Genomic DNA, 26,000 nt, shown 5'->3' with positions numbered 1-26,000 from the left:
GCCGACATCCATCAGGCCTTTCTGACCCTGGGTTGCGCGCTCATTTGCTGGAACCATTTGCTGCCTTCGTAGGGCAAAAAGTTAGAGCTTCTAAATCAATAACTTGGCGAATCGGCCGGATCAGTAGAGTCACGGAGCCCGCAAGGTGGGCGTGGCGCCTGCACCCTACTGGCAGAGACCGCCGAAGTCAGATATCGACGACGTGGCGCAGCAGCCGGAACGGCACCCGCCAGCCTGGGCCGTCTGCGGTTTCCATCATCGCGGTGTGCTGGTTGACCCTCACGATGGTGTCGATCTGGATTTGCATATACCGGTCCTCGAACAACTGTCATCGCCGTTCCGAAGATCGTCAAAGACCAGTGGCTCGAAAGTTGTCTTGTTCGACCTGTTGTTGGTCATGCCGGTCTCTCAGAGTCGTTGGTCTTGTTCGCCACCGGAGAGACCACTTCAAGTGAAGTTTGAGGTCCAGGCGTCGAGTTTCGAGCCGGTGGTTTTCGACGGCGTTCGCGCCGTCGCTGACAACGACACCTTCTCGCCGAAGCGGAAGCCTCCCGGCCTGGCTGTGACGGCGCCGCCGGCATAGGCGGCGCGGCGGTAGAAGCGGTCAGCTGGGACCCTGCCGGCGGCGGCTGCGATGGCAGCGTAGGGCAACTTCCGCTCGCGCCGCGCGTCGGTCTCGTGCAGCTGTTGAAGTCCAGTAATTCGAATAGCCAGGTCCAGCAATTCCGCGAGTGGTCGCGACACGCCAATAGCCATCCCGCAAGGAGAAGTGCCCTTATCAAATAATTGAATTGCTTGCCAGGTGGAGAGCCAAGTGCGTATGGGGCTGGGTGCAGACATGGAAGTTGCGGTCGATGCAAGCGCAGCAGCGAGCCACGGCAGTTTTCAAGCGGACAAGTGCGCTGCGGTTTTCCACGACGCGTGCGCCTTCCAAGGTCGACAAGATGCCGGCGTAGCTTGCGGAACAGCAACTGCGCCGTAAGCGACCGCGGAAGTCAGAGCAGTGCCATGGCCGTTGATCTCAGATGACCGGCTTGCAGCGATGCGGCAACAGCGCGTCATCCCGCTGGCTCGCTGTTCGGCAGTCGCGTGAGCATGTCGTTGAGGCACGCGTAAGGGGCGTGTCCGTCCAGTTTGGTTGACTGAATTTGGCTTACCCTGGTTCCACGGACAGTTTTCGGTTTGGTTTTCAAGCCGGGCTACCGCTGCCCAGCTGCTGTTTCCTCCTCGTTGCGAAGTGCTTGCCCGGCGGCGCCGCGCAGCACGCGCAACTGCCGCGCCAGGGCATCCTTCAGCGCTGGCCGCATCGACTTGTAGCGGTTGGTGAGCTGAAACGGATCCTGCGCCAGGTCGTAGAACTCACCGTCGCCGTTCTCGTACAGCGCGAAGGTTTGGCGCTGCGCGGTACGCAGGCCGCGGTAGATGTGGTTCTTCCACACCGGGTGGGTATCGGCCTCGCCGCCGTCGCGCGGCTCTAGCAGGCCTTCCTCGATGCCAGCGCGGCCGACGCTCTCGTCACTGGTAGGACTTTCCAGCAGCAGCGACTGGCGCCAGCGCGCCGGCGCTGGACCGCTGAACAACGGCACCAGCGAGCGGCCGTCTACAAAGTCCGGCGTCTCGACGCCCGCGATGTCAGCGAAGGTCGGCGCCAAATCGACGTTGGCCACGATTTGGTGCACCACGCGCCCGGCCGGGATGTCAGGCCCGCGCACCACCAGCGGCACGCGGATGTCTTCCTCGAAGAGCTTGCTCTTGCCCTCCTTGAGCCGATGCTGTCCTTGGTGAAAGCCGTTGTCAGAGGTGAAGAAGAAGTACGTGCGTTCCAGCTCGCCGGTGGCGCGCAGCGTGGCAACCAAGCTCTCGACCATGTCGTCCAGTGCCAGGGCGGACTGCCGCCGCCGGCGGTAAAGAGCGTCGATATCGGCTTCATCGGCAGGCGTCAGCAACTTGACATACTGCATCCAGCCCGTCTTGTCGCTCACGTCGGCCTCGTTGAAGGAGGGCGTGCGCGGCGCCGTGATCCTGGGCAGCGAGTCCGCGTAGCGTTGGGGTGGTGTCGCCGGCGCATGCGGCAGATAAGGCGCCAGGTAGAGGAAGAAGGGTTGCCGCGGTGCACCCGCCGCAGTTTCGCGCAGGAAGCTCGTGGCTTGCGCCAGCAGCACGTCGTTGAGGTGTTGCTGCGGCGCACTGCCGAAGCTCAGCGTGCGGCCGTTGGAGTTGATGCGGTAGTTGAACTGGTCGTAAGGCGTGCCTCCGTTGGGGCTGAACCAGTAGCTCCAGCCCGGCGGGATGTACAGGCGCCCGGTCTCGTCGTTTGGGTAGCCGTTGAGGTACTTGCCGAGCAGCGCCGTGCGGTAGCCCGCGCGCTGCAGCCACGTCGCCACGGTGGAAGACTCCAGCCCGTCGCGGTTGAACTTCATGAAGCCGCCGTCGGGCCAGTGCGAGGTGAAGATGCCTGTGTTGTGCGCGAACTGTCCGCGCAGCGTGGTGGTGCGTGAGGGGCAGCACAGCGCCAGGCTCACGAAACTGTTCTCGAAAGTGGCGCCTTGTCCAGCCAGCAGCCGGCGGGTCTTTGGCATGTGCTGGAACAACTCCACGTCCATGTCGTCTACCAAGACGAACAAGATGTTGGCGTGTTGCTGCGCCAGGGCCGGTACGGCAACGCTGAACAGCAACGTGGCGGCCACCAAGTGCCGGTACCAGGATGGTTTTGAAGACTTCATTGATTTCCTCTCTTTCATGGCACGCTTGATTCCGTCACTTTGGGCCCCGGGGCGGCACGAGGTCGCTTGCGGGCGTCCATAGCCCTGGGCGAGCAGGCCGACGAAGCCGTCACTGCTGTTGACCACTTGCTCGTCTGGGTGATGCCGTTTCACATGGGCGCCTTCGTCGCTGCCGCGCAGTCCGGGCTGGGCGTCGTGCCCGTCAGCCTGAAAGGGGCGCGATCGGTGCTGCGAGACGGGTCGTGGTGGCCCAGGCGCGGCGAGATCGAAGTCGCCATCCACGAGCCGGGGTGCGCGATTGACGCGGGATGGGACGGGCTGATCAGGCTGCGGGATCTGGCCCGCAGGGTGATCTCAGCGGGCTGCGGGGAGCCGCTACGCGACGCCTGAGCGGCGGCTCAGGCGTCGGTCTCGCTTACGCGGCGGGCGGGGCATGTGGAGCGACGACGCTGCCGGTCCAAGGCAGGCCCGGCGTGCCGGCGTTCAGGAACATCGGGCGCACGGAGGGCCGGGTCAGTGCACTGCGTTCGCGGCGCTCGCGCTCCAGGCCCGAGCGCAGTGCCTGGGCCAGGCCCCCGAGCTGCGCGGACAGGGCCTCCAGCAGGTCGTCGCTGGAGACGATGCCCGCCAAGCTGCCGTCGGCATTGACGACCAGCAGCCGGCGCACGCCGGCGCCGCGCATCAGCTCCACGGCTTCGGCCACGCCGGCCTGTGCGGGAACCCCCACCAGCTTGTGGCTGGCAACCATGCCCACCCTGATCTCCGAAGCCTCGCCGCCGCGAGCCAGCACCTCGATGGCCAGGTCTCGGTCGCTGAGCACGCCCACGACATGCTGGCCCCCGCCCTGCGGGCCCGCCTCGGAGACGACCAGCGCACCCACGTGCTGGCTGCGCATGAGGGCCGCGGCCTCGCGCAGCGATGCCTGTGCGTCGATACTGACCACATCCTGGCTGCAGATGTCTGCGATGTTCATGAGTCGATCCTCCTTGGCCGCGTGCCTGCAGCCGAGGGTTTCATCATGGAAGTGGTCCCGGGGGCTGGATTGCGCTGCGTCAATCGACGATTGCGGCGTGCGCCTATGGTTACGGTCCACCCGTGGTGCCATCCACGCGAACCGCCGTCACGTGCCAAGTGCAACCGTGATGCCGGATGCACGTGGAAGTCGCGCATGGAGTGCCCATTCATGGAGTGCCCGCATGAAGACGCTGCAACGACTGCCTTGTGCCGTGTCCCTCGCGTTGGCCAGCGCGCTGGCGTGGCCGCAGGCCCATCAGCCTCGCGACCGGGGAGAGCTTCTCTACGAGGCGCACTGCCTGGCTTGCCACAACGCGGAAGTGCACTGGCGCGAGGGACGGCGCGCCACCGATTGGGGCTCCCTGCTGTTCCAGGTGCGGCGCTGGCAGGACGTGAGCGGGCTCCAATGGGACGAGGCGGACGTGCAGGCCGTGGCGCGCTACCTCAACGACAACTTCTACCGCTTCCCGCGTACCGTGGAGGAGGCGAGGGCGCCATGACGGGGCAGGTGAGGGAACGGTGCGGGACTTGCGAAGTCTCAAGCTGCATGCCCGCGACCTTTCTAGAGTGGCCGGCGCCGGTGGTGAATGGCGCCGGATGGGTACTGGATGCAGGAAGGAGTGCAGCATGTTGGGCAAGGATCTGGAGGCGGGTGAGCTGTGTTCCCGCAACGTGAGCGTGGCGTACCCGTCCTTGTCGATCACGGACGCCGCACGGGAGATGCGTGAGCGGCACCTCGGCTGTCTCGTGGTGGTGCAGCAGGTGTCGCCGCAGGAGAGCCAAGTGGTGGGCATGCTGACCGACCGGGACATCGCCATGGGCGTGGTTGCCGCGCAGGCCGATGCGCAAGCCCTGCGCGTGGCGGACCTGATGAGCCGCGACGTGGTGTCGGTCCGCGAGCATGACTCGGTGTTCGATGCGCTGGCAACCATGCGGCGCAAGGGCGTGCGCCGCCTGCCCGTGGTCGGCCCGCAGGACCGGCTGATCGGCCTGCTGGCCGTGGACGATCTGCTCCTGGCCTTGAGCCGCCAGCTCCAGGCGCTGGCGGGCGCTGTCGGCGCCGCACAGCGGCACGAGGAAACCGAGCCGCGCTGAGCGCCGCCCTCGTGTCGCCGGGCGTGCGGCCGAGTCGGCCGCTCATGTGCTGTCGTGCTACCGGGAGATGAACTCATGCCAGCTTCGGGACCGGACATCGCCCCAGGCATGGCCGAAAAGCTGTGCTTCCTTTGCTCGCCCGAGGCACATGGCGGCCGTGCCGAGCCGGCCAAGCTGATCGAAACCCATATGTCCTGGATCGTCCTGTACGGCGACGAGGTATTCAAGCTCAAGAAGCCGGTTGTCTACCCCTTCCTCGACTTCTCCACGGTGCAGGCGCGTGGGCGCAATGCTTGGGAGGAACTGCGGCTCAACCGGCGGCTCGCGCCCGACGTGTACCTGGGCGTGCTGGCGCTGCGCCTGTGCGGCGGTCGCTTCCGCCTTGGGCCGGCATCGGAGCCCGGCAGGGACGGGGACACGGTGGACTGGCTGGTGTGGATGCGGCGCCTGCCCGCGCAGCGCATGCTCGACCAGCTGGTGAAGAAGGGCGCGCTGCGCCTGCCCGACGTGGACCGTCTTGCCGGCACGCTAGCCGCCTTCTACCGCGCCGCCGAGGCCGTGCCGCTGGGCGGGGGTGAGTACCTTGACCGGGCGCGTGCAGAGCAGCGTGACAACCGGGCGGTGATGTCGGACGCGCGCTGCAGCGACGTCGACATGCGCGCCGTGCTGGACCTGTACGACACGGCCATCGAGCGCCATGCCGGGCTGCTGCGTGACCGGGCCGACGCCGGCTGCATCGTTGATGGCCATGGCGACCTTCGGCCCGAGCATGTGTGCCTGCTGGACCCGCCGGTGGTCATCGACGCGCTGGAGTTCCAGGCCGCGATGCGGCAGGTGGATCCCTTCGACGAGCTGGCGTTTCTGGGCCTGGAGTGCACGGTGCTTGGCGCAGCCTGGGTTGGCGAGCGACTGTGGCGCCGCACTGCTGCCGCGCTCGGGAACGAGCCGCCTGCCTTGCTGGCCGACTTCTACACCGCGCGGCGGGCGGTGCTGCGGGCACGGCTGTCCGTGGCACACCTGCTCGATGCGCGGCCCCGCACGCCAGCCCGGTGGTTGCCGCAGGGTCGCCAGTACCTGGCGCAGGCCCGAAGCGCGCTTCAGCGGCTCCAGGCCAGGTGACTTTCACGGATCGCCTCGGACAGCAACGGCACGCAGGAGGCCAGCTGCAGCTTGTGATGCAGCGCGCTGTCCCGCGGCACGCGCTGCGCGGGAACGCTGTCGCTCACGACGACGCACTCGATCGCGGCCTCGGCCAGCGTCTGGGCCGCGGAGCCCACGAAAAGCCCGTGCGCGGCGAAAGCCAGCACCCTGCGCGCGCCCGCTTCGCGCAGGGCCCGCGCAGCCCGCTGCAGCGTACCGCCGGAGGCGATGAGGTCATCGAGCAGCAGCACCGTGGCGCCGTGCACCTCACCGCTGACGCCTTCGCTGCCGCTGACCACGCCGGCGCTGCGCCGCTTGTCGATCATGGCGAAGCCCACGTCCCGCTGCAGGCGGCTCTCCAGTTCCTCGCGCCACAGCTGCGCACGCTTGACGCCGCCCGGGTCCGGCGAGGCCACCACCGAGTGCGCGTCGTGAAGGAGATGGGCCAGGGACGAGAAGGCTAGGTGCGCTTCCAGGTGCTGCACGGGAATGCGGAACGCGTTCTGCAGCGCGGCGGCGTTGTGAGCCTCCAGCACGAACACCTGTGCCGTGCCCACCGCTTCGAACAATTGCGCGAGGTAGCGCTGGCCGACCGGGTCAAAAGGCTTGGTGCGCCGGTCCTTGCGGCCATAGGCCATGTAGGGCAGCACTGCGCTCACCCGGTCTGCACCGTGGTCGTACAGCGTGGCGATGAACATCAGCAGCGAGCAGAGCTTGTCGTGCGGGCTGTCCGTCGCGTCACCATGCAGGCTGTGGATGACGTAGACGTCGTCGCCGCGCGGGTCGCACAGCGGGCGCAGCTTGCGCTCGCCATCCTCGAAGAGCCGCAGCTCGTGCGGCGAGAGCTGCAGGTCCAGGCTGGCGGCAAGGTTCGTCGCCAACTGGGCGTCGCGGTCCAGGGTGAACATCAGCATCGCAGGCCTCCATGCTGTGCAGTGGCGGTCTTTGAGCATGAAGGGGCGTTGCGCAGCGATGCTGACAATTCGCAAGGCGGCTGCAGGCACAAGGCATCCGTCAGTGTGCGAACGCAACGGCGCCGGCACTGGCTCCCTGGAATGGCAGCGACCCGACTCGGTTGTTGCGACGTCTCTTGGGGGGCACGCTGTCGTTACAGATCTGCCTGACCATCCCCCTCGCCACCCCGCCAAAGGCCAAGGCACTGTCCGCTTTATTGATGTAGCCGACGCTGGCATTTCTCATGGTGGCAATCCGGCAGGTTTTCAGGGCAGTGCGGGGCTGAAAAAAGGTCACTGAAAGTGCTTTCAAACCGGCAATTGACTAGAACTGGCAACCAACAGTTGCAGGCATCTGGACTGTATTTACGGCGGAAGCACTTTGTACGAATTTTTGCCGGATGGGTGTGGATATGTTTCGCACACTTGGACATTTCCGGGGGCACGGGATAAAGGAGAAGGAATGTTGTCGAGTAAGCGGCAGCGGAGCGGAGTCCCGACGGCGTGATCGCACTCCACTCGGATGGCGGCCACTGGATGCAAGCCGCCATGCGGCGCAAGGAGGGGGTTATGGATGTTGGTTGATCGAGTGCGGCACCCGGTATCGCGCGGTGCAGCTGTGGCGTGTTCGGGACGGCATTCCGCCACGCCTGCCGGCAGCGCCAATGGAGTTGGGCTGTGAGCTCGGCGCCTCTGGTTGTCGTGGACGATGAGCCTGACATCACGCTGCTGCTGGCGAACTACCTGCAGTCGCAGGGCTTCAGAGCGAGCCAGCTGCACGATGGCGCAGCGCTGGTGGCGCTCATGGCCACGGACGCGCCGCAGCTCGTGCTGCTGGACCCGGGCCTGCCGGGTGAGGACGGATTCGCCATCGCGCGGCGGCTGCGCGAGCACTGGCACCGTGGGCTGGTCATCGTCACCGGCCGCGGCGACTCGGTGGACAAGGTGGTAGGTCTGGAAATCGGCGCCGACAACTGCGTCACGAAGCCCTTTGACTTGCGCGAGCTGCTTGCTCGTGTCAAGGCCGTGCTGCGCCGCGTGACGCCCACCGACGACCCACCGGCAAGTTCTGCAGCGGCCGCGGCGCCGTCTGTGCCGCGCTCTCGGCACCGCTTCCAGGACTGGAAGCTGGACACCGCCGCGCGCCGGCGGCTTGCGTCCAACGGCCATGAGGTCACGTTGACCACCGGCGAGTTCGAGCTGCTGGCGGTGTTCGTGCAGCACTCGGGGCAGGTCCTCTCGCGCGACTTCCTGCTGCAGGCCACACACCGGCACGAGGCCGGGCCGTTTGACCGCACGATCGACGTGCAGGTGGGGCGCCTGCGCCGCAAGCTGGAGGACGCCGCCGAGGAGCCTCGCATCATCAAGTCGGTGCGCGCCGCGGGCTACCTCTTCTTGCCCAAGGTCGAGTTGCGCTGAGAGCGCTTCGCACCTGGTGCCCTGCCACCTATGGCATTCCATCTTTCACGCACGCCGGACTTGCTGGTCGTAGGACCAGACGAGGACACGGTGTATCGCTCCATGTTCAGCGCCTCGCCGGACGCACTGCTGCTGGTGGACACCGATGGCAGCATCGTGCTGGCCAACCCCGCTGCGGCCCAGCTGCTGGGCTACACGGTGCAGGAGCTGTGCGGGCTGAGCGTGGACGCGCTGGTGCCTGACGCCGCCCGGCCCCGCCATGCTGCCTACCGCGCTGGCTACGCGCAGCATCCCGTTCCACGACCGATGGGCATGCAGATGGAGCTCGTGGCGCTGTGCCGCGACGGCACGCAGGTGCCGGTGGAGATCGCGCTGAGCCCGCTGCAGTCGCAGGGCTTGCCCTATGTGCTGGCGGCGATACGCGACGTGGGCGCCTACCCGCGCGTGCGGCAGGCGTTGCAGCGCGCGCGCTACAGCGAGTCGGTGGCGCAGCTTGGGCGCGAGGCGGTGGATGCGCGCGATCCGCGCCTGCTGCTGGAGCGCGTGCCCGCAGCCGCCATGCAGGCGCTGGAGTGCGAGGAAGCAGCCGTGCTGCTGCTGGAGCCTGACAAGCGGCTGCTGCGCGTGGCGGGCGCCTGCAGCGCCGTGCCCGGAGCCGACGCGGAGCAGCTCTTCGAGCCCGATGCCGAGGCGCGAGAGGTGCTGCGCCGGACTGAACCGCTGGTGGTCGAGGACTATGCCCAGGAGACGCGCTTCGAAGCGCCACCGACGCGCAGGGCTGCCGGGCTGTCCAGCGCGCTGATCGTCCCGCTGCTGGACCGCGGCCATGCCATCGGGCTGCTGAGCGTGCACTCACGCCGGCCGCGGCGCTTCGGCGACGACGAGGTTCATTACCTGCAGTCGCTGTCCAACCTGCTGGCCAGCAGCCTGCAGCGCGCGCAGGGCGAGGAGGCGTTGCGCCACGCGCAGCGGCTGGAGAGCGTGGGTCAGCTCACCGGCGGCATTGCACACGACTTCAACAACCTGCTCACCGTGGTCCACGGGAACCTGCAGGTGCTGCAGGACTTGCCCGCGCTGGCCGCCGACGCCTATGGCCAGCAGTTGTTGGACGCGACGCTGCGCGGTTGCCGTCGCGGCGCGGAGCTGACGTCCAAGCTGCTGGCGTTTTCGCGCCGCCAAGTGCTGCAGCCGCGCGAGGTGGACGCGGCGCAGCTCGTGGCCTCGCTGGCGGACATGCTGCGGCGCACGCTGGGACAGAACATCGAGATCGGGGTAGACATCGTCCCGACCTCGCCCCTGCTGGTCGACCCCGGCCAACTGGAGTCCGCGCTGCTCAACATCGCCATCAATGCCCGCGACGCCATGCCCGAGGGCGGACAGCTGTGCTTCAGCTGCCGTGCCTGCGACACGCTGCCGCCCGGCGCGGCGCGCGAGGGCGGGCTGCCTGCATCCGAGGTGGGCTATGTCGCCATCGCCGTCAGCGACAGCGGCGCGGGCATGCAGGCATCGGTGCGTGAGCGCGCCTTCGAGCCCTTCTTCACCACCAAGCCCTCGGGCCGCGGCACGGGCCTGGGGCTGAGCACGGTGTACGGCTTCGTGACCCAGTCGCATGGCGCGGTGGTGCTCGACTCCGCACCCGGCGAAGGCACGACGGTGACGCTGTACATCCCGTGCGCGCTCGCGACCACCGTGGTGGCGGCGAGCGAGCCCGTGCAGACCGCAGCCGCTTTACCGGCCGGGTTGCGCGTGCTGCTGGTTGAGGACGACGCCGAGGTGCGCCAGGTGGTGCGCAACGTCCTGCTGTCTTTCGGCTGCGAAGTCACGGCCTGCGCCAGCGCCGAGCAGGCCCTGTTGCTGGCGCCGCCAGCCGCCTTCGAGCTGCTGGTCAGCGACGTGGTGCTGGGCACAGGCATGCGTGGCCCTGAGCTGGCGCGGCGTGCGGTGGTGCGCTGGCCAGGGCTGGCTGTGCTGCTGACGACGGGCTATTTCAACCAGTCCGTGTCTGCAAACGATGCCGACCGCTACGCCTGGCGGGTGCTGCGCAAGCCCTGCAGTCGCGAGCAGCTTGCGCAGGCGGCGATGCAGGCGCTGCAGGAGGGACGCTAAGGGCGGGCTTTTGTAAGAACTGCCGCTCCTGCGCTACAGCAGCGTGTGCACCAGCAGGGCTTGCAGCAGGAAGCGATGGCCGTCCACATCGCCAGCGGGCGCGCCAGGCGCCTGGATGGGGTCCGCATCCAGGTGGGGAAGCAGTTGGGCCAGTGGATGGTCGCGGCGGCCCAGTCCCTCGTACACCGGCACGCCGCAATTGCGGCGCAGGCGGTGGACCAGATCGGCCGGCAAGCCCTCGCAATCCAGGGCGTCATAGAAGCGGCCCAGCAGCCGCGCGGCGTCGTGAGCCTGCGGGCCGTCGCCTGCCTGGACGGCCATGGGCGGTATCCAAGCCACGCGCGCTCCTAGTCCACGCGCAGCATCTGCCACCGCGTCTTGAGAGGAGCTGCGGCCGTCGACAGACAAAAGGCCCAGGTGCTTGTTGTCCAACAGCGGCGACACGGGGCCGGAATGCATCATGGTGCGCAGAGAGCGGGCCAGGTGCAGCAGCGTTTCGCCGTGAGGGGTGGGAACGGCTTCCGGCGTGAGCAGCGGCGGGTGGAAGGGTAGATGCATGGGCAAGACGGGCGACGTGCTCTGGCGCCATCGCCGAAGCCGAGTGGCCGTGAACACGCAAGATCTGTGCGCCGTCAATTGTGCCAGCGGCTGTTCGAACAACTCAGCTGCTGGCGGCCACATCACGCATGAGCCGATGCCTGCGACGCATCCCGCGCCGATGCGGCCTGGCGCTGCTGGTGCTGTGTGCCGTGTTGCGCAACCGCCCGTCGGCGGTTTCACCTCACTCCCTGACCCCCTCCTTGATCTGAATCCGGTTCACCACCCAGCGTACGCCCGGCGCTGCGCGTACCGTGCCCTCCGCCGCACAGCGTTCGTGCCAGGAATGCACCGTGCCTCTGAGCGTCACGGTGCCGTTGGGATGGGCTTGCACCTTGATGTGAAGCGCCTCGCGCTCGGCTTGGCGCACCAGTGCACGCCGAATGCGATCGTCCAGGTCCGGCGGCGTGGAGTGATGCTTGAGCGTGATGTCGTTGGACACGCCCACGACGCCCTTGAGGTGGCTGATGGTCTTTTCCACCAGGCGTCGCTGAAACTCCCAGTCCACCTCACCCTGCAGCTTGATCCAGCCCTTGTCCACGGTCGGCCGCACGCCAACGTTGGACAGCATGGCCAGCTGCTGCAATGCCGCCTGGGCGCATTGGGCGAGCTCGGTGTCACTGCGCCGGTGGTTGGGCGCGAGAAGCACGTCCAGTTCCAGCGCGTAAGCCTTGACCCCGGCCACGCGCTGCAGGGCCTTCTGCACGGCCCATTTCTGGGCATAGGTCTGCAGGTGGCCCGCGAGCGTGACCACGCCGCATTCCACCGCTGCGCCGATGGCGGTGGCATCCACGGCCGGATCCCAGTCCAGCTCGTCCTGCACGTCCTGCTTCAGCTCGGCATCGGTTTTCATGAGCTTCTCCTCGACAAATGCGCGCGTACGGACAACGGGAGACGCATCGTGATCTCTGGCCACTGCGCTGGGCGCTGCAGCCACGTGGTGCTCCAGCGCCTGGACAATTCCTTCCGGACCGCACGGTGCCTGGTCAGCGGCCGGGCTCAGGCCGGCGCGCCCTGCTGCCTCACCAGCAGCACGGGCACCGGCGCGCAGCGCACCGCGATCTCGGCGTCGCTGCCCATGACCAGGCGGCTGACGCCACGGCGGCCGTGCGTGCCCATCACGATGAGCCGGCAGTCACGCGCCCGCGCCTGCTCGGCAATCACGTCGCCAACGCGCCCGGAAACCATCTCGTGCAACAGGGTTTCGCACGGCACGCCAGCCGCCGTGGCGTCGCGGCTGGCCTTGGCCAGCAACTCGGTTCCAAACTTGATGAGGCCTTCGTGAATCTCCGTGACGCTGCTCACGGCAGCCATTTCAACCAGCATCGGGAACTCGTTGACCACGTGCAGCAGCAGCGTCGAGCGCAGTTCGCGCGCCAGGGCTAGCGCCTCACTCAAACCCAGCGCGGCGGTGTCGCTGCCATCAAGGGGGACGAGGATCCTGGAGTACATCGCGATTCTCCTGGAGGAGCCGTTCAGCGGCGGATGAGGCGCATGGTGACAAGGCCCGTGCAGCGCGGATTGCGAATTCGCAATTGACGGGCCGGCCCTCCCGTAACGGCAGGACGGCACGGTGCCCGCCGTGCGTCAGGACCTCGTGTCGCCTCCGTGCATGGAGAGGCCGTGCGCAGTGCGGTGCGCTATAACGGCGCTTGCGCGCTGCTGCCGTCCGACGATGAAATTGCCCGATTTGTGCCGAATTGGCTTGGCATGTGTTGCGTTGCCGGGCTTGCTTGTGCAGGCCGCGGCGGCCACCGCCTCTCAAGCATGCGAGCAGGCCACGCAACACATACCGCCGCGACCGGCGCAAAGCCTCACGGGCAGCAGCTTCGCACAGCGTGTTCGTGAAATCAGTGGGCTTGAGCGCGACCGCGAGGCATTGGAGCAACTGCGCGCCGGAAACCTGCCCGCCTTCATGCGCCGGGCCGTTCCCGTGGAAATCGACACTGGCGCGGCCCCGAGGCGCGCCAAGCGCATCACGCTGTGCGTGCTGCCCGACTATCTGGCCGTTGGCAGTGACAGCGACTACCTGTTGATGCCGTTGGGACTGGCGGCCGCGCTGTCCATCGCGGAGGCCTTCGCATTCACGCTGCCCACGACGCGGATCGTCGATGCCATCTACGCCCAGGCCGACCTTCGGCTGAAGCCGCAGCCACTGCCGCCAAACGACCAGATGCGCTCCACGGCGTACGTGCTGCGCCACAACGCCATGGTCCTTCAACAGCGCAGCGCCGTGCCGGCCGCCGCGTCGGAATTGACGGCAGGCCACAAGAAGGACCTCGTGCTGACGAACCGCCTGTGGCAGACGCTGGGCCGAGTGGCAATCTATGGCTGGCATCGCGGCGTGCGTGCGCCGATCCAGCCGCTGAGCACGGTGCACGGCGCCGGCTACGCGGACTACAGCCACGGCGTGCGGCTGATCGGCACCACGGTCTTCATCGATGGCCAGCCGCGATCGCTCTTCGACGTGCTGCGGGATCCGCTGCTGTCCCCGTTGCTCAGCGATGAGGGCCCCATTGAAGGCATCGAGGAACTGAGTCGGCAGGCGCTCACCGCCCGCGCCACGGGCGGGTAGGCCGGCGTCGCCCAGAGTTGCGCTTGCTCAAGTGCTGACCAGCCACCTGGAGCAGCATCGCGCGAAGCCGGTGCGCACAAGCGCATGCTGATCCACAGCGTGCCCCCCGCAAGCCGCCCCAGCCCCGCAACGCCGCCATCGAAGGGTGAGCCGTGTTCCGCCCCGTACTCGACGAAGACGCTGACAACCCGCCACGGTACGACTGCGACTTCGTCGTGATCGGCTCGGGTTTTGGTGGCAGCGTTTGCGCGCTGCGCCTGGTGGAGAAGGGCTATCGCGTCGTGGTGCTCGAACAGGGGCGCCGGTGGACGCCGGATGAACTGCCCAGATCGAACTGGAACCTGCGCAACTGGATCTGGCAGCCTGGCATCGGCCTGCGTGGCTTCTTCAGCATGCGCTTCTTCAAGCACGTGGTGGTGCTGCACGGCAACGCGGTCGGTGGGGGCTCGATCACGTATGGCAACACCTTGCTGGCCGCTCCCGATCACGTCTGGAGCCAGGGCAGCTGGGCGAGCCTGAACGACTGGGCCGCGGTGATGCCGGCACATTATGCGACGGCAAGGCGGATGCTCGGCGTGACGACGAACCAGTGCCTGGGTCCGGCGGACCAGCGGCTGGAGCACATGGCCCGCGCTGCCGGCGTCCACGCCAGCTTCTACCCGACCGAGGTGGGCGTCCTGTTCGCCAAGGAGGGCGATGCACCGGGCACGCGGTACGAGGACCCGTTCTTCGGCGGCGCGGGGCCCGCGCGCAACGCGTGCATCGGCTGCGGCGGCTGCCTCATCGGGTGCCGGCACGGCGCCAAGAACACGCTGGACCGGAACTACCTCTACCTGGCCGAGCGCAAAGGCGCCACCGTGTTCGCGCAAACCAAAGCGGTGGATGTGCGGCCGCTCGAAGGCTGGGACGACGGCCGTAGGGGATACGTGGTCACCACGTCGGCGTCATCGGCATCCGCACGGGGCCAGGCGCGAAGCTTTCGTTGCCGCGGCGTGGTCTTTGCCGCCTCGTCGCTTGGCACCCAAGAACTGCTGTTCAGGCTCAAGGAGCGCGGCTCCCTTCCCAGGATCTCGGACGCACTGGGCCACCATGTCCGCACCAACGCCGAATCGCTGATCGGCATGCGCTTCCCCGGGTCGAAGCTGGACTTGTCCAAGGGCGTCGCCATCGGGTCGGGCGTGTACCTCGACGACCGTACGCACATCGAAGCCGTGCGCTATCCCGAAGGCTCCGACTTCATGGGCTTGATGTCCACCGTGATGACGCTGGGCCGTCCGGGCTGCGCGCGCATCCTCTGGTGGCTCGCCACCCTGGCCCGGCTGCTGGCGACGCAGCCGGTGCGCACGCTGCGCGTGCTCTGCCCGTTCGGCTTCGCACGGGAAACCATGATCCTGCTGTGCATGCAGACGCTCGATGACCACCTCACGATGCGCTGGACCCGGCGCTGGTTCTGGCCGTTCTCGAAAAGTCTGGCCACGCACGGGCGCAAGATCCCGACTTTCATCCCCGAGGCGAACGCATTCGCCGCCAAGGCAGCCCGTGCCGCCGGCGGCGTTCCGATGACCTCGGTGACCGAGATCATGCTCAACGTGCCGATGACCGCGCATTGCATGGGCGGCGCGGCAATGGCGGCCAGCCGCGCCGAAGGCGTCTGCGACGGCAAGAACCGCGTCTTCGGCTACCGGAACATGTACATCTGCGACGGTTCCATGCTCGGCGCCAACCTGGGCGTCAATCCCAGCCTCACCATCACGGCCCTGGCCGAGCATGCGATGAGCCACATCTGCCGTGCCGAGCACCAGTCCTGGAATGCCATCGGCGAGGAGATCCGGCCATGACGACGGCACCTAAGACGACGCCCAGCCTTGAAGCGCTGCACGCGGTCTTTGCCCGTCAGCACGACGCGTCCCGCCAGCGCGAGCCCATGGTCCATGCGCAACGCATGCAGGCGCTGGACGCCCTGCTGAACAGTGTTCTCGAGCATGAGGAGCCGTTGACAGAGGCGCTGCATGCCGACTTCGGCCATCGCTCCAGCCAGGAAACTCGGCTGCTCGAAATCGTTCCACTGGTGGACGAGATCCGCTACCTCCGGCGCCACCTGCGGCGCTGGATGCGTCCGCGTCCGGTTCGCGTGAACTGGCAGTTCCTGCCCAGCCGGGCGCGGATCCTCTTTCAGCCGCTGGGCGTGGTGGGGGTCATCGGCGCATGGAACTACCCCGTGCTCCTGAGCCTGCTGCCGCTGGCCAATGCGCTGGCGGCCGGCAACCGCGTGATGGTCAAGCCTTCGGAGATGGCGCCTGCGACCGCGGGCGTGATCGAGCGGATGCTGTGCGAAGCCTTTGCGGAAGACCATGTGGCCGTCGTCTCGGGCGGGACGGAAACCGCGGCTGCCTTTGCGGCGCTGCCGTTCGATCATCTGCTCTTCACGGGATCGGGGCGGGTGGGCAAGCTGGTGATGAAGGCGGCCGCAGAGAACCTCACGCCGGTGACACTGGAGCTGGGCGGCAAGTCGCCTGCGCTGGTGCACGAGTCCTACCCGACCCACGTCGCCGCCGACCGCATCTGTTCCGCGAAATTCTGGAACGCTGGCCAGACCTGCATTGCGCCGGACCATGTCCTGGTGCCTTCACGCCGGATGGACGAGTTCGTGCGAGACGCCGTCGAAGTCGTCTCCCGTCGCTACGCGCATCCGCTCTCGTCAGGCGACTACACCTGCATGGTCAACGAGGCAGGCCTGGAGCGCATGCGGTCCCTGGTTGACGACGCCCGCGCCCAGGGCGCCACGATCGTGCAGATCAATCCGGCCAACGAGTTGCCCATCCCGGGTCGCCGCGCGTTCCCGCCCACGCTGGTCCTGGACGTGAAGGCGTCGATGCGGGTGATGCAGGAGGAGATCTTCGGCCCGGTCCTCCCCATCGTCGGCTATGGCGCACTGGACGAGGCCATCGCGATGATCAACGCGCAGCCGCGGCCCTTGGCGCTCTACTACTTCGACCAGGACCGCGCCCGCATCGACCACGTTCTGGAGCACACGGTCTCAGGTGGTGCCGTCGTCAACGACTGCATGTTCCATCTTCCTCAGCACGGGCTGCCTTTTGGCGGCGTGGGGCCCAGCGGCATGGGCGCCTACCATGGGTTCGACGGGTTCCAGACGTTCTCAAAGAAGAAGGGCGTGCTGTTGCAGCACGCGTGGGCGGGCGCGGCGCTGGCACGCCTGACGAAGCCGCCCTACGATGCCTGGACTGACCGGCTGATCAGCTTCCTGATCGGATCCAGAGCGCGGCCTGCGCAGCGTCGGGCCCAAGCGACCCCGGATGAGCGGTATCGGTAAGCCACGAAACCGTGGGTTTGAGGCTTCGCCATTGGTGCAGGCCGACGACCCGGTTGCATTCTGCTCAATCGCACTGGATGAGATCGGTATGCCCGAAACCCTTGGAGTAGTCGAGCACGGATATGACGACCGGGGTTACGTGGAATATCCGCACGTCGTTGGGCGACGGCATCGGGAGTGGTAATCCCGTCTGCTCGGGATAGCGCCGCATGAGCAGATCCAGGGCCCGTTGGGCCTGCGCGGCATCGGCGACAGGTCGCGCCCGGGCGGCCATGGACAGGCCGCTGATCTCCATGACCTGCGGCGTATCGTGATCCACGGTCAGTGACACCCGGTCGTCCAGCGTGAGATTCACCGCCTTCTGGCTGTCCAAGCCGCACAGGAAGTAGAGCGTGAGGCCGTCGTTGGCATAGCCAACGGTCGTGGCTTGCGGCCACCCGTCCGGCCGCAGCGTGGCGATGGTCATGATCCGGTGCTGATCCAGCAGGGTCAGGATCTTTTGTCGAAGCTCCTTGTCCATTTGCCGACTCCTTCGTCACCCGGCTGAACCCGCCGGGAAAGAGCCATGTTGGTCGTCCCTGCCGCGCCGTGCTTGCGAATGCTCAAGTTTCGCGGATGCGATCGCTGCCGCCCCAACCGGCCTGGCGTCGATCGAGCTCTGGTTGCAGCCGCGGCTGGATGCGCGTCTGCACGGTTGATATGGCGCAAGCCCTGGCACGGTGCGTACCGGCCTGAAGTCGGCAGTCGGCAGGGAGCCACTTCAGGCCGTACGACAGGAGGCCCGTCATAAGAAGAAGCGGGCGCCACCGTCCGGCGGTCAGAGGTGCATGCCCTTCATGAGCTTGGCCAACGCCACTTGGTCGGCCGTGGCCTCGGCACTCGGGCCGGACTCGCCCAGCGCGCGCCGCGACTCCGGGAACATGCGGTAGGCCAGATTCATCACCGCATGGGCCAGGTGCGGCGATGCCATGTGCAGCACCTGCGCGAACAGGCCCAGGGGCGTGGCCACATGAGCCGGGCGGTGGATCAAGGCCTGGACCACCAACTGCGCGGCCTCGTCAGGCGAGAGCATGGGCACGGCGCGGTAGACCTCGGTCGGTGCGGTCATGGCCGTGCGTACCAGCGGCATGTACACCGTGCTGAACTCGACGCCGCTGTCGGCGAATTCCGCCGCCGCGCAGCGCGCGAAGGCATCCATGGCCGCCTTGGACGCCACGTAGGCCGAGAAACGCGGCGCATTGGTGAGCACGCCCAGCGAGGAGATGTTGACGACATGACCGCTGCGACGCTGCTGCATCGCGGGCAGCAGCGCAAGCGTCAGCCGCAGCGCCCCGAAATAGTTCAGGGCCATCACGCGCTCGAAGTCGTGGAAGCGGTCGTAGGAATGCTCGATCGCGCGGCGGATCGAGTGGCCGGCGTTGTTCACCAGCACGTCCGGCACCCCGAAGGTCTCCACTGCGTCGCCCGCCAGGTGTGCCACCTGCGACGGGTCGGTGAGGTCGGCGCAATGGAACCCCATCCGCCAGCCCTGCGGCTCAAGCTCCGTGCGCATGCGTTCGAGCTTGGCCGCGTCGCGGTCCACGACCAGCACCGTGGCGCCGGCCGCGGCCAGCTTGCGCGCGGTGGCCTTGCCGATACCGTCGGCCGCTCCAGTGATCATCACCACCTTGCCGCCCAGCGCGCCGGCCAGGCTCTCGTCCAGGCGCAGCTCCGGGTCCAGGTGCCGTTCCCAGTAGTCCCAGAGCTTCCAGGCATAGTCCTCCAGCGCCGGCACACGAATGCCGGCCGCATCGAGGAGCTTGCGCGTCTCTCGGTTGCTGAAACGCGTCGGGTAGCTAACGAAACGCATGGCCTGCGCGGGCAGTCCCAGGTCGCGCAGCAGCGCCGCCTGCAGTCGGTGCACCGGCGTGAGCAGCGCCAGGCCTTCGCGCAGGCTGCGAGGCACGAGCTCCTGCAGGCGTGGGTTGATGCGCAGCACGAAGCGGGGCGCATGTCCGGCCCGGGCAAAGATGTCCAGGATTTCGCCGACGCGCTTGGGCTCGGGGTCGGTGAGATGGAAGCAGTGCCTGTCCAGGCCTTCACGGTGCGCCAGCTCGTCCAGCGCACGCACGACGAAGTCCACCGGCACGAGGTTCAACCGTCCGCCCTCCAGGCCGATCGCGGGGAACCAGGGCGGCAACAGCCGGCGCAACTTCTGGATGGCCTTGAAGAAGTAATAGGGCCCGTCGATCTTGTCCATCTCGCCGGTGTCGGACTGGCCGACCACGATGCCCGGGCGGTAGACGCGCCAAGGCAGCGTGCACTCAGAGCGCACGATCCGCTCGGCCTCGTGCTTGGTGCTGAAGTACGGATGGTCGAGCTTCTCGGCCTCCTCGAACATGTCCTCGGTGAACGTGCCCTCGTACAGGCCGGCCGCGGCAATGGAGCTCATGTGGTGGAAGCACTGCGCCCTGATGGCCTGCGCGAGCTCCACCGCGTGCCGCGTGCCCTCGACATTGGCGCTGACCAGCGCTTCGGTGCTGGCCGCGAGGTCGTACACCGCTGCAAGGTGGAAGAAGTGGCGCACACGGCCGCGAAGCATCGCGGCGTCCTCGGCGCTGACGCCCAGCATCGGGAGCGTCAGGTCTCCCACCACCGGCGTCACACGGGTGCGGTCCACGCCCCAGCGCAGGTAGAGCGCTTCGAGCTTGTGGACGCTGCGAGGGTGAACGAGGACGTAGACCGGCCCCTCGCCGCGCGCCAGCAGCTGCGTGACGAGTCGCCTGCCGATGAAGCCACTGGCCCCGGTAACGAAGGTTGCGTTTCTCATGGTGCTGACGCGGATGCTGGTACGGCGCGTGATCGCGGATTTGCGCCGCGTCAAATTTGAGACCTCCGGACGTGGCATGTTCCAGCTACCGGGGCCGTCCCGCAGTACCCAAGGAGGCAAGGTCGCCATGGCGAAGATGCAGTCCGGAACAGGCCTGCTGCAGGCCGTTTCCCGCTCGGGGCACGAGATCTGGCTGGCCGGGGTCGGCGCTCTCTACACCGCGCGCAGGGAAGGCAGCAAGCTCTTCGAGCTGTTGGTGGACGAGGGCAGGGCGTGCGCCGACGCGTTGACCGTGGGCGGCGTGCGGCAGGTGCGCTCACGCTTGAGCGCGGGTGTGGGCAGCATCGAGCGGCTGGTCGAAAAGCGACTTGCCAGGCTGCTGGTATCAGCGGACGTGCCCAGCGCGCGCGATGTTGGCGAGCTCTCACGCCGCGTTGCCGATCTCGACCGCCACGTTTCCGCGCTCGCCCGGCGCAACCGTGCAGGCCATGGCCGCAAGCCCGTCAAGCGCAAGATCCGCTCCCAGGCCCGGCCGTAGGCGGTTGGCGCCGATCGGGCTGGCGCTGGCCGGTGGCGGGCCAGTGGGCGCCGTGTACGAGATCGGCGCGCTCTGTGCACTGCAGGATGCGCTGGATGGCATCGACTTCGCCGACCTCGATGTCTACGTGGGCGTGAGCTCGGGCGCCCTCGTGGGGGCTTTGCTGGCCAACGGCTTCTCGGTGGCGCAACTGCGCGAGATCCTCGTGGACGCCGCGTCGGCCGAGTACCCGGTGGACCAGGGACTGTTCCTGGCCCCGGCTATCGGTGAGCTGGTGCGCCGCGCTGTGATGCTGCCGGGTCTCGCGCTGGACGCGCTCCGGCAGGGGCTCAACGGTGGCCTGGGCGGACGCGGCGGGCTGGTGTCGCGCTTTGGTCGGCTGCTTCCCAGCGGGATGTTCGACAACGAACCCCTTGCGCGCTTCTTGGAACACGCCTTCGGTACCAATGGACACAGCAACGACTTCCGCCGGCTGGGCCCCAGGTTGCGACTCGTGGCGACCGATCTCGACAGCAGCGAGACCGTTGCATTCGGCTCGGCCGGCCATGACCGCGTGCCGATCTCGCGGGCCGTGCAGGCCAGCACGGCACTGCCCGGGCTGTATCCACCGGTGCGGATCGACGGGCACGACTATGTCGACGGTGCGCTGCGCAAGACCATGCACGCCTCGGTGGCGCTTCACGAAGGGGCACGGTTGCTGTTCTGCATCAATCCCATCGTGCCGTTCGACGCGCGCCTGGCCTTGCGGCACAGCCACCATCGGCCCCGCAGGCTTGTCGAAGGGGGGCTGTCGACCGTGCTGTCACAGGCCTTCCGCACGCTGATCCAGTCGCGCATGCAGGTCGGCATGGCGCGATACCGCTCCGAGTACAAGGGCGCCCACGTGCTGCTGTTCGAGCCCCCACGAGACAACCCGCATCTGCTCTTCACCAACGTCTTCGACGACACGACACGCCACCGGGTGTTTGAACAGGCCTACCGCGCGACGTTGCTCGACCTGTCCACGCGCAAGCGAGCGCTGGCGCCTTGCCTGGAGCGCCACGGCATTTCCATTCGGAATTCCAAGCTGCGAGCGGCAAGCGCGCCTCGCGCGCAGGCCAACTCCGAAGTGCTCCAACGGCTGGGCGGTGCGCTGGATCGGCTGGAACGCTGGGTGGAGCGGCCGTGACCATTCGCATGTCCGGTGCCGACACGGCGTGGCTGCGCATGGATCGGCCCACCAGTCCCATGGTGATCACTGCGGTAATCATCCTCAAGGGCCGGCTCGACATGTCGCGGCTGATGCGGCTGTTGCGCACGCGCCTGCTGGCATTCGAGCGATTCCGCTGGCGGCCCGTCGAAGAGGCGGCCGGGTTCTACTGGGAAGACGATCCCTGGTTCGACCTGGGGCATCACGTGCACCGTGTGGCGTTGCCGCGGCCGGGCGGCCAGCGCGAGCTGCAGGACCTGGTGAGCGATCTGGCCAGTACGCCGCTCGATGCGAGCCGGCCCCTGTGGCAGGTGCATCTCGTGGAAGGCTATCGGCGCAGCCGCAGCGCGCTCATCGTGCGCGTTCACCATTGCTATGCCGACGGCGCCGCGCTCATGCACGTGCTGCTGGCACTCACCCGTGATGGCAGGCAGCGGCACGTGCCAAGTCACGGCGCGACGTCGGCCTCGGGCGGATGGTTGCCCTGGCTGGGAGACCTCACCCGTACAGGCACGCAGCTGTTCTGGGAACTGCTGCAGCATCCGGGCAAGGCCTTCGATTACGCCCAGGCCAGTACCGCGGCCCTGGGCGAAGCCGCCAGGCTGCTGGCCATGTCACCAGAGCCGCGCACGCGATTTAGGGGCCAGCTCGGTCCAGCCAAGCGCATTGCCTGGTGCGATCCGCTGCCGCTGGACGCCGTGAAGGAGCTGGGCAGGGCGCTCGGCTGCACGGTCAACGACGTGCTGCTGGCCGCAGCCGCCGGTGCGCTGCGCGCCTATCTCATGGCGCATCGCGACCCGGCACGGAACCTCGACATCCGCGTGGTGGTGCCGGTCAACCTCAGGGCGGCAGGAGCTCCCGAGACGCTGGGCAACGAGTTCGGCCTGGTGTTCCTGGCACTGCCGCTGGGAACCGCCGATCCGCTCGAGCGCGTGCGTGCGGTGCACGCACGCATGCAGGCACTGCGCGAGTCGCCGCAGCCGCTGCTTTTGCTGGGGCTGCAGGGCCTCGCAGGCCAGGCACCGCGCGCATTCCAGGACCAGCTCGTTCACTTGCTCGGATCGCACGCCACCGCGGTGGTCACCAATGTCCCGGGACCGCGACAGCGACTGGAATTGGCGGGCGTCGAGATCGAGCAGCCGTTGTTCTGGGTGCCGCAGGCCGGCGGCATCGCCTTGGGCATCAGCATCCTTTCCTATGCAGGACAGGTGCAGTTCGGCCTGATGACCGACGCCGGCCTGGTCCGCGACCCGGAACGCATCGTTGCCCGCTTCACGGCGGAAATCGGACGCTTGCAGGAGGCCGTCGCATGAACAGGATCTGGCTCGAGCACTATCCCAAGGGCGTCCCGGCTGAGGCGAACCTGGGCCGTTACCAGTCGCTGCGTGACGTCTTCGAAAGCAGCTGTACCCGCTTCCATGATCTTGCTGCGTTCACCAACATGGGCACGAGCATCAGCTATGGCGAGCTCGACCAGCTCACGGCGCAGTTCGGTGCGTTCCTGCAGCAACATGCCCATCTGAACCCGGGCACGCGCGTGGCGATCATGCTGCCCAACCTGCTGCAGTACCCGGTGGCCCTGTTCGGTACCTTGCGCGCCGGCATGGTGGTCGTCAACGTCAACCCGATGTACACCGCGCGCGAGTTGCGCCACCAGCTTCGCGACTCGGGCGCGGAAGCGATCGTGGTGCTGGAGAACTTCGCACATACGCTGCAGGAGGTGTTGCCCGACACGGCGGTGAAGACGGTCATCGCCACCCGCCTGGGCGACATGCTGAGCCTGCCCAGGTCGCTGCTGGTCAACTTCGTTGTCAAGCATGTCAAGCACATGGTGCCGGAGTGGAAGATCGAAGGCGCGTTCGACTGGGCCCACGTGCTGGAGCGCGGCGCCCAGCACCGGTTGCACGAGGAGCCGCTGGGCCGTGACGACCTGGCCTTCCTGCAATACACAGGGGGCACCACGGGCGTGGCCAAGGGCGCGATGCTCACGCACGGCAACATGGTGGCCAATCTGCTGCAGACCTCGGCGTGGATCGGCGGCGTTCTCACCGAAGGCGCCGAGATCGCCGTGACCCCGCTACCCCTGTATCACGTGTTCTCGCTCACGGCCAATGCGCTGTTCTTTCTCTTGTGGGGCGCGGACAACCACCTCATCACGAATCCGCGCGACATGGAGACGTTCATCAAGGAGATCAAGCACCTGCGCTTCACCGCGATCACCGGCGTCAACACGCTCTTCAATGCGCTGCTCGACGCCCCATCCATCCACGAGGTCGATGCCAGCGCGCTCAAGATCGCCGTGGCCGGCGGGATGGCGGTGCACCGATCGGTGGCGCAGCGCTGGCACGAGGTCATGGGCGTGCCGATCATCGAAGGCTATGGCCTGACCGAGGCTTCGCCGATCGTCTGCGCGAACCCGCTCGATGTCGAGGAGTTCTCCGGCAACGTTGGCCTGCCCTTGCCGTCCACCGACATCAGCATCCGCGACGAGACGGGCAGAGAGCTGGGTATCTGCGACGTCGGCGAGCTGTGCGTGCGCGGCCCGCAGGTGATGAAAGGCTACTGGAACCATCCGCAGGAGACGGCACGCGCGCTGGAACCGGACGGCTGGCTGCACACGGGCGACATGGCGCTGGTGAACACCGAGGGCCGCGTGCAGATCATCGACCGCAAGAAGGATCTCATCATCGTCTCGGGCTTCAAGGTCTATCCCAATGAGATCGAGGAGGTTGCCACGATGCACCCGGGAGTGCTGGAGGCCGGTGCGATCGGCGTGCCCGATGCGCATTCGGGCGAGGCGGTGAAGCTCATTGCCGTGCCGCGGGACCCCACGCTGACGCAGGCGGAGCTGATGGAGCACCTGCGCAAGCACCTCACCGGCTACAAGGTGCCGCGCCAACTGGAGTTGCGCGGCAATGCGTTGCCCAAGAGTCCCATCGGCAAGGTGCTGCGCCGGGCCCTGCGGGACGAGGAGGCCGCCAGGCGTCCGGCCCAGGCCGTGTGATGCCGGCTCGCAGCCTGCAGGCTTTGCCTTCAGGAGCCCGCAAGCCATGCCCGACTCGATGGTGCTGACTGCCAAGCTGCTGGTGCTGCTGACGGTGGCCAACACGGCGCCGATCGCGGTGAAGCGTCTTTTATGCGACCGCTGGAACGCTCCTCTGGACGGCGGTCTGCGGTTTTTCGACGGCAAGCCCTTGCTGGGGCATTCGAAAACCGTGCGGGGGGTCGTGGCCGCGACGGTGGCCACCCTGTTGATGGCCCCGCTGATGGGATTCCCCGCGCCGACCGGGGCTGCCGTCGGGCTGCTCTCCATGGCCGGCGACCTGCTTTCGAGCTTCGTCAAGCGGCGCCTGGGCATTCCATCCAGCGGAAAGGCCACGGGACTGGACCAGGTGCCCGAAGCGCTGCTGCCGCTGCTGGTGCTGCGCGAGTCCCTGGGCCTGGCTCCCGGCGTGATTGCAGCTGTCACGCTGCTCTTCCTTGCGCTGGAGGGACCGGTGGCGCGCTGGTCCTGCCGCCACGGTTGGCGAGACACGCCCTATTGAGACGGGGTATCACGGCAACGACTGTGGGCCACTACGGATCCGGTCGCGCTTGCGCGCTTGACATGACGCAAGTGGCGCCTGCTGGACAGGCCTAAATTGCGGTTGCCCGCCGATCCGATGCTTCAGGAGGTATCCATGAACATGGTGGCTTCGATCCTGCTTCACGTCGACGCCTCGGTGCACAGCCGCATGCGGCTGGAAGTGGCCCGGGCGCTGGCACAGCGTCTGCAAGCGACGGTGACGGCGCTTTACGCCTGTGCGCCCCAGCCTGCGCCAACGCCGTCGCAGTTCTTCGTCGAGGGCAGCGTACTGTTGCCCGGCAACGCGGCCTTCGATGCCCGCTGCAGGGAACAGGCACGCGCCCTGGTCGATGCCGTTCCGGCTGAGCCCCGGTTGCACTGGGCCGAGGTACCGCGGGATCAGGCCGTGACGAGAGGCTTCGTGCGCGAGGCCTGGCTGCACGATCTGGTCGTGCTGGGCCAGCATGGTGGCAGCGAGGCCGCCGCTGGCATGCCGGCGGATTTCGTGGAGTCGGTGGTCATCGACAGCGGCAAGCCGGTACTGGTGGTGCCGTCGAGCGGCCGCTTCGGCGACGTCGGCCGACGGGTGCTCATCGCCTGGAAACCCTCACGGGAAGCGGCTCGCGCGCTGTCCGCGGCGCTGCCGCTGGTGCATCCCGACGCCGCGGTACAGGTCGCCGGCTGGGGCTGTGACCCGACGGTGGTGCGGCCACTGCTGCTGCGCCACGGCATCGATGCCGAGTATGTGCAGGAGAACACCGACGGGGGCCACGTCGGCGAGAGCCTGCTGTCCCGCGCGGCCAAGCTGGGGGCGGACCTGGTGGTCATGGGCTGCTACGGCCACACCCGCTCACGCGAGATCCTGCTCGGCGGTGCGACGCGCACGGTGCTGGCTGCCATGGCGTTGCCGGTGCTGATGGCGCACTGAATCGAGTTGCGGCAAGTC

At 67.5% G+C, this 26,000-nt stretch carries 24 protein-coding genes; 15 read left to right on the top strand and 9 right to left on the bottom strand.

Going from position 1 to position 26,000, the window contains the following annotated elements; all coding sequences use genetic code 11:
* Positions 1 to 447 precede the first annotated feature (447 nt).
* Together H537_RS0133715 and H537_RS47050 are read right to left on the bottom strand one after the other, a co-directional pair.
* Entirely contained in the window at positions 448 to 840 is a 393-nt protein-coding gene (locus tag H537_RS0133715; RefSeq protein ID WP_156902112.1) for a hypothetical protein, read from the bottom strand.
* Positions 841 to 1,199: 359 nt separating this feature from the next.
* The gene (locus tag H537_RS47050) at positions 1,200 to 2,723 is read right to left on the bottom strand and encodes a sulfatase family protein (protein WP_169517142.1); all 1,524 of its coding nucleotides are present in this window, start codon (positions 2,721 to 2,723) and stop codon (positions 1,200 to 1,202) included.
* Positions 2,724 to 2,789: 66 nt separating this feature from the next.
* Between H537_RS47050 and H537_RS0133705 the strand changes: the two genes are divergently transcribed.
* On the top strand, positions 2,790 to 3,113 hold the full coding sequence (locus H537_RS0133705; protein WP_029001409.1) for a lysophospholipid acyltransferase family protein: 324 nt from the start codon (positions 2,790 to 2,792) through the stop codon (positions 3,111 to 3,113).
* A 25-nt stretch (positions 3,114 to 3,138) separates the two neighbouring features.
* Here H537_RS0133705 and H537_RS47045 read toward each other — a convergent pair whose 3' ends face one another.
* Positions 3,139 to 3,696 carry a CBS domain-containing protein gene (locus H537_RS47045; protein WP_051244125.1) on the bottom strand — a complete coding sequence of 186 codons (558 nt, stop codon included), beginning with the start codon at positions 3,694 to 3,696 and terminating at the stop codon, positions 3,139 to 3,141.
* Between the two features lie 223 nt (positions 3,697 to 3,919).
* Here H537_RS47045 and H537_RS47040 point away from each other — a divergent pair, with 223 nt between their 5' ends.
* The 3 genes from H537_RS47040 (at position 3,920) to H537_RS0133685 (ending at position 5,951) form a co-directional block, all read left to right on the top strand.
* Positions 3,920 to 4,237: a cytochrome c gene (locus H537_RS47040; protein ID WP_043461254.1), complete on the top strand. Its 318-nt coding sequence runs from the start codon at positions 3,920 to 3,922 to the stop codon at positions 4,235 to 4,237.
* Positions 4,238 to 4,364: 127 nt separating this feature from the next.
* Positions 4,365 to 4,832: a CBS domain-containing protein gene (locus tag H537_RS0133690; RefSeq protein ID WP_043461252.1), complete on the top strand. Its 468-nt coding sequence runs from the start codon at positions 4,365 to 4,367 to the stop codon at positions 4,830 to 4,832.
* 75 nt (positions 4,833 to 4,907) lie between these two features.
* Positions 4,908 to 5,951: a hypothetical protein gene (locus H537_RS0133685; RefSeq protein WP_029001407.1), complete on the top strand. Its 1,044-nt coding sequence runs from the start codon at positions 4,908 to 4,910 to the stop codon at positions 5,949 to 5,951.
* Here the strand turns inward: H537_RS0133685 and H537_RS0133680 are convergent.
* Complete coding sequence (locus H537_RS0133680) at positions 5,930 to 6,886, bottom strand: ribose-phosphate diphosphokinase (protein WP_029001406.1); 957 nt, start codon at positions 6,884 to 6,886, stop codon at positions 5,930 to 5,932. The two genes, H537_RS0133685 and H537_RS0133680, sit on opposite strands and share 22 nt — an antisense overlap.
* A gap of 717 nt (positions 6,887 to 7,603) precedes the next feature.
* Here H537_RS0133680 and H537_RS0133675 point away from each other — a divergent pair.
* Together H537_RS0133675 and H537_RS0133670 are read left to right on the top strand one after the other, a co-directional pair.
* The gene (locus H537_RS0133675) at positions 7,604 to 8,344 is read left to right on the top strand and encodes a response regulator (RefSeq protein WP_029001405.1); all 741 of its coding nucleotides are present in this window, start codon (positions 7,604 to 7,606) and stop codon (positions 8,342 to 8,344) included.
* A 30-nt stretch (positions 8,345 to 8,374) separates the two neighbouring features.
* Entirely contained in the window at positions 8,375 to 10,450 is a 2,076-nt protein-coding gene (locus H537_RS0133670) for a PAS domain S-box protein (protein WP_029001404.1), read from the top strand.
* A gap of 33 nt (positions 10,451 to 10,483) precedes the next feature.
* Here the strand turns inward: H537_RS0133670 and H537_RS54685 are convergent, their stop codons facing one another.
* The 3 genes from H537_RS54685 to H537_RS0133655 form a co-directional block, all read right to left on the bottom strand.
* Complete coding sequence (locus H537_RS54685) at positions 10,484 to 10,771, bottom strand: hypothetical protein (protein ID WP_051244118.1); 288 nt, start codon at positions 10,769 to 10,771, stop codon at positions 10,484 to 10,486.
* A 460-nt stretch (positions 10,772 to 11,231) separates the two neighbouring features.
* A complete protein-coding gene (locus H537_RS0133660; protein WP_029001402.1) occupies positions 11,232 to 11,900 on the bottom strand; it encodes a BON domain-containing protein in 669 nt (222 codons plus the stop codon).
* A 146-nt stretch (positions 11,901 to 12,046) separates the two neighbouring features.
* The gene (locus tag H537_RS0133655) at positions 12,047 to 12,499 is read right to left on the bottom strand and encodes a universal stress protein (RefSeq protein WP_043461246.1); all 453 of its coding nucleotides are present in this window, start codon (positions 12,497 to 12,499) and stop codon (positions 12,047 to 12,049) included.
* 277 nt (positions 12,500 to 12,776) lie between these two features.
* Here H537_RS0133655 and H537_RS47035 point away from each other — a divergent pair, with 277 nt between their 5' ends.
* The 3 genes from H537_RS47035 to H537_RS47030 all read left to right on the top strand — a co-directional run bounded on the left by H537_RS47035 (position 12,777) and on the right by H537_RS47030 (position 16,953).
* A complete protein-coding gene (locus H537_RS47035) occupies positions 12,777 to 13,622 on the top strand; it encodes a hypothetical protein (RefSeq protein WP_211235132.1) in 846 nt (281 codons plus the stop codon).
* A 152-nt stretch (positions 13,623 to 13,774) separates the two neighbouring features.
* Entirely contained in the window at positions 13,775 to 15,460 is a 1,686-nt protein-coding gene (gene choxAB / locus H537_RS0133645; protein WP_051244111.1) for a cholesterol oxidase, read from the top strand.
* On the top strand, positions 15,457 to 16,953 hold the full coding sequence (locus H537_RS47030) for a coniferyl aldehyde dehydrogenase (RefSeq protein ID WP_064736095.1): 1,497 nt from the start codon (positions 15,457 to 15,459) through the stop codon (positions 16,951 to 16,953). The genes choxAB and H537_RS47030 overlap by 4 nt, the downstream gene beginning before the upstream one ends.
* Positions 16,954 to 17,017: 64 nt before the next feature.
* Here H537_RS47030 and H537_RS0133635 read toward each other — a convergent pair whose 3' ends face one another.
* On the bottom strand, positions 17,018 to 17,473 hold the full coding sequence (locus H537_RS0133635) for a pyridoxamine 5'-phosphate oxidase family protein (RefSeq protein ID WP_029001399.1): 456 nt from the start codon (positions 17,471 to 17,473) through the stop codon (positions 17,018 to 17,020).
* Between the two features lie 297 nt (positions 17,474 to 17,770).
* A complete protein-coding gene (locus tag H537_RS0133630) occupies positions 17,771 to 19,762 on the bottom strand; it encodes an SDR family oxidoreductase (RefSeq protein WP_043461318.1) in 1,992 nt (663 codons plus the stop codon).
* Here H537_RS0133630 and H537_RS0133625 point away from each other — a divergent pair.
* The 6 genes from H537_RS0133625 to H537_RS0133600 all read left to right on the top strand — a co-directional run bounded on the left by H537_RS0133625 (position 19,761) and on the right by H537_RS0133600 (position 25,982).
* Positions 19,761 to 20,300 carry a phasin family protein gene (locus H537_RS0133625; protein ID WP_169517141.1) on the top strand — a complete coding sequence of 180 codons (540 nt, stop codon included), beginning with the start codon at positions 19,761 to 19,763 and terminating at the stop codon, positions 20,298 to 20,300. The genes H537_RS0133630 and H537_RS0133625 overlap by 2 nt on opposite strands.
* Positions 20,251 to 21,468: a patatin-like phospholipase family protein gene (locus H537_RS47025; protein ID WP_064736094.1), complete on the top strand. Its 1,218-nt coding sequence runs from the start codon at positions 20,251 to 20,253 to the stop codon at positions 21,466 to 21,468. The genes H537_RS0133625 and H537_RS47025 overlap by 50 nt, the downstream gene beginning before the upstream one ends.
* A gap of 8 nt (positions 21,469 to 21,476) precedes the next feature.
* Positions 21,477 to 22,802, top strand: a complete 1,326-nt coding sequence (locus tag H537_RS0133615) for a wax ester/triacylglycerol synthase family O-acyltransferase (protein WP_051244107.1) — start codon at positions 21,477 to 21,479, stop codon at positions 22,800 to 22,802.
* Entirely contained in the window at positions 22,799 to 24,493 is a 1,695-nt protein-coding gene (locus H537_RS0133610; RefSeq protein ID WP_029001395.1) for an AMP-binding protein, read from the top strand. The genes H537_RS0133615 and H537_RS0133610 overlap by 4 nt, the downstream gene beginning before the upstream one ends.
* Positions 24,494 to 24,539: 46 nt before the next feature.
* Positions 24,540 to 25,034 (top strand): cytidylyltransferase family protein, encoded by a 495-nt coding sequence (locus H537_RS0133605; RefSeq protein WP_211235131.1) that lies wholly within the window; start codon positions 24,540 to 24,542, stop codon positions 25,032 to 25,034.
* A gap of 135 nt (positions 25,035 to 25,169) precedes the next feature.
* Positions 25,170 to 25,982, top strand: a complete 813-nt coding sequence (locus H537_RS0133600) for a universal stress protein (protein WP_051244104.1) — start codon at positions 25,170 to 25,172, stop codon at positions 25,980 to 25,982.
* The last annotated feature ends 18 nt before the right edge of the window (positions 25,983 to 26,000 follow it).

This window comes from Azohydromonas australica DSM 1124, from assembly GCF_000430725.1.
Lineage (GTDB): Bacteria > Pseudomonadota > Gammaproteobacteria > Burkholderiales > Burkholderiaceae_C > Azohydromonas > Azohydromonas australica.
The sequence above is the reverse complement of the archived record's forward strand: the minus strand, read 5'-3'. Positions and strand labels throughout refer to the sequence as shown.

Coding starts and splice junctions, on each gene's coding strand:
- H537_RS0133685 (WP_029001407.1), top strand. CDS start 4,908: ATGCCAGCTTCGGGACCGGACATCGCCCCAGGCATGGCCGAAAAGCTG.
- H537_RS0133625 (WP_169517141.1), top strand. CDS start 19,761: ATGGTGCTGACGCGGATGCTGGTACGGCGCGTGATCGCGGATTTGCGC.
- H537_RS0133655 (WP_043461246.1), bottom strand. CDS start 12,499: ATGTACTCCAGGATCCTCGTCCCCCTTGATGGCAGCGACACCGCCGCG.
- H537_RS0133630 (WP_043461318.1), bottom strand. CDS start 19,762: ATGAGAAACGCAACCTTCGTTACCGGGGCCAGTGGCTTCATCGGCAGG.
- H537_RS0133715 (WP_156902112.1), bottom strand. CDS start 840: ATGTCTGCACCCAGCCCCATACGCACTTGGCTCTCCACCTGGCAAGCA.
- H537_RS0133690 (WP_043461252.1), top strand. CDS start 4,365: ATGTTGGGCAAGGATCTGGAGGCGGGTGAGCTGTGTTCCCGCAACGTG.
- H537_RS47030 (WP_064736095.1), top strand. CDS start 15,457: ATGACGACGGCACCTAAGACGACGCCCAGCCTTGAAGCGCTGCACGCG.
- H537_RS47045 (WP_051244125.1), bottom strand. CDS start 3,696: ATGAACATCGCAGACATCTGCAGCCAGGATGTGGTCAGTATCGACGCA.
- H537_RS0133660 (WP_029001402.1), bottom strand. CDS start 11,900: ATGAAAACCGATGCCGAGCTGAAGCAGGACGTGCAGGACGAGCTGGAC.
- H537_RS0133680 (WP_029001406.1), bottom strand. CDS start 6,886: ATGCTGATGTTCACCCTGGACCGCGACGCCCAGTTGGCGACGAACCTT.
- H537_RS47050 (WP_169517142.1), bottom strand. CDS start 2,723: ATGAAGTCTTCAAAACCATCCTGGTACCGGCACTTGGTGGCCGCCACG.
- H537_RS0133670 (WP_029001404.1), top strand. CDS start 8,375: ATGGCATTCCATCTTTCACGCACGCCGGACTTGCTGGTCGTAGGACCA.
- H537_RS54685 (WP_051244118.1), bottom strand. CDS start 10,771: ATGGCCGTCCAGGCAGGCGACGGCCCGCAGGCTCACGACGCCGCGCGG.
- H537_RS0133615 (WP_051244107.1), top strand. CDS start 21,477: ATGTCCGGTGCCGACACGGCGTGGCTGCGCATGGATCGGCCCACCAGT.
- H537_RS0133635 (WP_029001399.1), bottom strand. CDS start 17,473: ATGGACAAGGAGCTTCGACAAAAGATCCTGACCCTGCTGGATCAGCAC.
- H537_RS0133610 (WP_029001395.1), top strand. CDS start 22,799: ATGAACAGGATCTGGCTCGAGCACTATCCCAAGGGCGTCCCGGCTGAG.
- H537_RS0133600 (WP_051244104.1), top strand. CDS start 25,170: ATGAACATGGTGGCTTCGATCCTGCTTCACGTCGACGCCTCGGTGCAC.
- H537_RS0133605 (WP_211235131.1), top strand. CDS start 24,540: ATGCCCGACTCGATGGTGCTGACTGCCAAGCTGCTGGTGCTGCTGACG.
- H537_RS47025 (WP_064736094.1), top strand. CDS start 20,251: ATGGCCGCAAGCCCGTCAAGCGCAAGATCCGCTCCCAGGCCCGGCCGT.
- H537_RS47040 (WP_043461254.1), top strand. CDS start 3,920: ATGAAGACGCTGCAACGACTGCCTTGTGCCGTGTCCCTCGCGTTGGCC.